5 protein-coding genes are annotated in these 4,362 nt (G+C 74.1%); 2 read left to right on the forward strand and 3 right to left on the reverse strand.

All coding sequences use genetic code 11. From position 1 onward, the window contains the following. Positions 1-29 precede the first annotated feature (29 nt). Both GKQ77_RS28410 and GKQ77_RS28415 read right to left on the reverse strand, forming a co-directional pair. Complete coding sequence (locus GKQ77_RS28410) at positions 30-1,223, reverse strand: PadR family transcriptional regulator (protein WP_219691797.1); 1,194 nt, start codon at positions 1,221-1,223, stop codon at positions 30-32. A gap of 1 nt (position 1,224) precedes the next feature. Next, positions 1,225-2,133: a DUF4097 family beta strand repeat-containing protein gene (locus GKQ77_RS28415; protein WP_219691798.1), complete on the reverse strand. Its 909-nt coding sequence runs from the start codon at positions 2,131-2,133 to the stop codon at positions 1,225-1,227. 139 nt (positions 2,134-2,272) lie between these two features. On the opposite strand from GKQ77_RS28415, the gene GKQ77_RS28420 reads away from it, so the two are divergent. After that, a complete protein-coding gene (locus GKQ77_RS28420) occupies positions 2,273-3,097 on the forward strand; it encodes a hypothetical protein (RefSeq protein ID WP_219691799.1) in 825 nt (274 codons plus the stop codon). Positions 3,098-3,193: 96 nt separating this feature from the next. Here the strand turns inward: GKQ77_RS28420 and GKQ77_RS28425 are convergent, their stop codons facing one another. Further along, on the reverse strand, positions 3,194-3,832 hold the full coding sequence (locus GKQ77_RS28425) for a TetR/AcrR family transcriptional regulator (RefSeq protein ID WP_219691800.1): 639 nt from the start codon (positions 3,830-3,832) through the stop codon (positions 3,194-3,196). 120 nt (positions 3,833-3,952) lie between these two features. Between GKQ77_RS28425 and GKQ77_RS28430 the strand changes: the two genes are divergently transcribed. Continuing rightward, on the forward strand, positions 3,953-4,362 hold a 410-nt coding region (locus tag GKQ77_RS28430), incomplete at its 3' end, for an LLM class flavin-dependent oxidoreductase (protein WP_219691801.1).

Consider the following 4,362-nt stretch of genomic DNA (forward strand, 5'->3'; position numbering starts at 1 on the left):
GTGCTAGTGGTGGCCGGGGGGGACCGGCGTCAGCGCTTGCGTGGGTGCAGGGTCGCTCCGATGTGGGCCGCCGCCGCCGACAAGTGGCTGCGGGCCTCGCGGAGTTGTTCCTCGGTCACGCCGTGGTCGCGGGCCGCGTCGCGGATGTCGTCGCGGAAGCGGTCGAGCAGGCGGTCGAGGTCGCGGGCCGGGTCGCCGCTCGGCTCCTCGCGGGCCCAGTCGGGGATGTACTCCACGATCAGGTCCTCGGGGGCGGCACTGAACTCGGGTCCCCCGGTCCCGGGAGCGGTCTGGGGGGCGGTCGCTGAGGCGGGCCGACCGCCGGGGTCGGGGCTGGCCTTGGGGTCGGCTTTGGTGTCGGGGCCGGAATCGGGTTTCGTACCGGCGCCCGAATCGGTCCCCCGCTCGGCCCCGCACTCCGTGCCGGATGCGGGGCCGGATGCGTAGGGGAAGTGCTTGCCCAGGTCCACGCCGAACTCGCCGAGCCCCTTGGCCAGTTCCGTCAGGCTCTCCCGTACGCCCGCCGGCCAGTCGCCTCGCGTGAAGTGGTCACGGACCTGCTCCTGGACGCGCTGGGCGATGCGCTCGGCCTCCTCCTGGGCCAGGACCCGCGCCTTCTCCTGGGCCTCCTTGGCCTGGCGGCGTGCCCGCTGTGCCTCGTCGCGGGCCCGGCGGCTCTCGTCCTTCGCGCGGCGCGCCTGCTCCTTCCACTCCTGCTTGGCGCGGTTGAACTCCTCCTTCGCCTTGCGCCAGCCGTCCTTGTCGCCCCAGGCGCCCCCGAAGGGGTCGGACGGGGCGGAGGAGGCCTCGCCGGTGCCCGCGCCGCCGCCCGAGGCGCGCGCCTCGTCGGCGGCCGCCCGCATCTCGCGGCGCAGATCACCCGCCGCGCCCTGGACGCCGTCGCGGATCTCCGCGGCCAGCTCGGCGACGGAGTCGCGGATCTCCAGCTCCAGGTCGGCCAGCTCGCCGCCGCGGCCCGCCAGCTCGGCGCGGCCCGCCTCCGTGATGGCGTAGACCTTCCGGCCGCCCTCGGTGGTGTGCGTGACCAGGCCCTCGGCCTCCAGCTTGGCGAGGCGCGGATAGACCGTCCCCGCCGAAGGCGCGTAAAGACCCTGGAAGCGCTCTTCGAGGAGGCGGATCACTTCATAGCCGTGGCGCGGGGCCTCGTCGAGCAGCTTGAGGAGGTACAGGCGCAGGCGGCCGTGGGCGAACACGGGGGGCATCTCAGAGCACCTTCTTGTGGGTCGGGCCATTGCTCGGGTCGTCGTCCGGCGCGGTGGCGTCCAGGGGGGTGTCCAGGGGGTCGTCGTCGTACGGACCCTCCTCCGTCGGCGGCCTGCGCAGCAGTGCGATGGGGCCGGACACCGTCGTCGCCTTGAGCCTTCCGCCGCCCGAGCCGAGGCGGCCCGTGAGCCGCTGGGCGCCCCACTGGTCGCTGATCCTCAGACCCTCGAAGGCGTTCGACACCGATCCCGTCGTGGTGTCCACCTCCACCTCGGCGTCCGCCGGGTGCGGGAGGCGGACCGCGATCTCGCCCGAGACGGTCGTCAGGGCGATGTCCGGCGGGCTGCCCGCCGGGTCGAGGTCCACGACCAGCGAGCCGGTCACCGAGTCCGCACGGACGGCGGAGCCCACCGCCTCCACCACGGTCAGATCGCCGGACGCGGAGGTGAACCGCAGGTCGCCCGTGATGCCCTGGGCCTCCAGGCTCCCGGAGACCGTCTCGGCGCGGAGGCGGCCCGAAAGGCCCACCAGAGTCGTGTCGCCGGTGACGCCCTTGACCTCCACGGGTCCCTCGATCCCGGAGACCGTGGCGGCCGCGCCGACCACGCCGACCTCCACGCGCGTGCCCGCGGGCACCGCCAGCGAGACGACCGCGTCGCGGCGCCAGCTCCCGGGGTCGAGCCACGTGAGGAAGTTCTTCCAGGGCAGGTCGTCATAGGCGACGGAGAGGGTGCCGTCCTTGTGGGTGACGGTCAGGGGCGTCCCGTCTATCTCGGAGACCTCCAGGCGGGCGGAGCCTTCTTCGGTGCCCACCACGTTCACCGTTCCATTGACCACGCGGACGCGGAGTGTCGCCACCGGGGCGTCGAACGCGAGCTTTCGGGGCTCGGCGACGGACCACTCTGCCATGCGGTGACCTCCTTGATGCGGCCCAGGCGGACACGCCCGGACAGGACACGTCATATCGCGTCTCTCCCTATTCACGATATATCGCGGATCCGCGAAGTCAAGACATGCCGAGGGTGAACCTCTGTCCTAGCGTGGGGCCATGTCGTCAGAAGCCTCCGAGCGTGCCCTCGGCGTCGGCGCGCTGCTGCTCTGCCGCGCCGAACCCGACGCCGCCGAGCCCGTGGCCCATCTGCTCCGCGAGGGAATGCTGCTCGCACCGGCCGGCAGCGGCTGGAGCGTGCTGGTGCCCGAGGGCAAGCCGTGGCTGCACGGCGAGGAGCCGGTCGACCGGGTGCTCACCGGCTGGGCCACCGCGCTCGCGGTCGGCTCCGGCAGGCCCGTGCTCGCCCTGTGGTGGGACACCGACCGCTGCGGCTACACCCTCGCCGCCGGTTTCCGGCGCACCGTCGGCTACGAATGGCTGGCGAACGGCACGCCCGTCGGCGAGGACGAGGCCATGCGGACGTTCGCCGCGCGGCTCGGCCTCGATCCCGTCCTCGACATGCAGTCCCTGGAGGCGCTGACCCGGCCCGACACGCAGGCCGACGCGCGCGCCAGGATGCTCGGTCTCCTCGCCATCCTCACCCGCACGGGACTCGCCCTCCCGCCCGGCCTGAGCCCCGGCGAACCGGCCGACCGGCTGCGTGAGACGGCGCGGGTCCAGCGCGACCTGCGCAAGGTCGAGTGGGCCGGATGGCGCGACGCGGTACGGGCGGAGTTCGACGTGGTCGAGAGCGGGCCGCTCGGCCCCTGGGTGCGCGGCCCCCGGGCGCGGGCGCTGGCCGCGGCGCAGGTGGCGGCCGGAGTGCCCCTCGCGGCCTGGGCGGTGCGGCGACGCAGCGGGGGCTTGGCCGTGGCGGCCGCGGTGCTGCTGGTGCAGGGGGCGCTGGGGCTCACGTACGACCGGATGCGCGCGCGGCACTGACGACACCCGACGGGCGGAACACACTCACCGCGCCCAGCGGCGCGGATGCCCGCCTCCGTCGGCCCAGCGGCGCGGATCGCCGCCAAAGCCGGCGGCTCAGCGGCGGCGTACGGCGTCGAGGGCGAGGGCCAGCAGACGGTCCGGCTGGGCTGGGTCCGCCGTGGCGTGGGACGTCGACAGCGCGATGCCTACCACCAGTTGGACCAGGTCGGGAGCAGTGAGGTCGGCGCGGGCCGTGCCCAGGTGCTGGGCCCGCGCCAGGAGCCCGTGTGCCGTGTCCTGGATCCGCTGGTGGCAGTCAAAGCCCAGCGCGTCCGGCCGTTCGAGCAGCAGGGCGCTGCCCAGGCCTTGGTTCACGCGCGCGTGGGCGAGCAGCGCGCGCAGCCACTCGGCCAGTGCCTCGTCGGGGGAGTCGGCGACGAGCAGCTGCTCCGCGCGTGCGCACAGGGTGTCGATCCGGTCCTGGAGTACCGCCGTCAGCAGCGCGGGGCGGGCGGGGAAGTGGCGGTAGAGCGTGCCCGGGCCGACCCCCGCGCGGCGGGCGATCTCGTTGAGGGAGGCCTCGGGGCCCGACTCGGCGAACGCCTCGCGTGCCGCGGCGACGATCCGCTCGCGATTGCGCCGTGCGTCCGCGCGCGGCCGCCGGTCGGCGGGGACGTCGTCCGCGGGGGCTCGGTCCGCGGGGGTGCGGCGGTCCTGCCCTGCCTGGCCGCGCCGTTCCTGGGGTTCCCTCATCGGGTCATCGTCGCGTACCGAACGGCCGGAGGCTAGCCAACCGGAGAGGTTCTCCGTATCCTGCCACTCAAGAAACGGAGAACTTCTCCGGAAAGCAGGACGGAAGGCAAGGGTGGGCGCATGAGCGGCGCTACGGAGCGGGGCGGGCTGGGGCAGGCCGGAGTGTGGACGTTCGCCTTCGAGGGGCACCCCGCGGGACGGGTCCGGGAGGCCGCCGCGGAGATCGAGGAGCTGGGATATGGCGCCCTCTGGTACGGAGAGGCCTTCGGGCGGGACACCGTGGGGCAGGCCTGGCTGCTGCTCTCCGCGACCCGGCGCATCGTCGTCGCCTCGGGCATCGCCAACATCGCCTTCCGCGATCCGCTGGCCATGGCGGCGGCCGAGCGCACGCTCGGCGAGGCCTTCCCCGGACGCTATCTGCTCGGTCTGGGCGGCCACCGGGTCGACGACACCGTCGTGGAGGTCGACGGCTATCCCGTCCCCGCACGCGGAAAGGCGCTCGCGACGATGCGCCGCTACCTGGACTCCAT

This window comes from Streptomyces anatolicus (genome assembly GCF_019400875.1).
In the GTDB taxonomy this organism is placed as follows: Bacteria; Actinomycetota; Actinomycetes; order Streptomycetales; family Streptomycetaceae; genus Streptomyces; species Streptomyces anatolicus.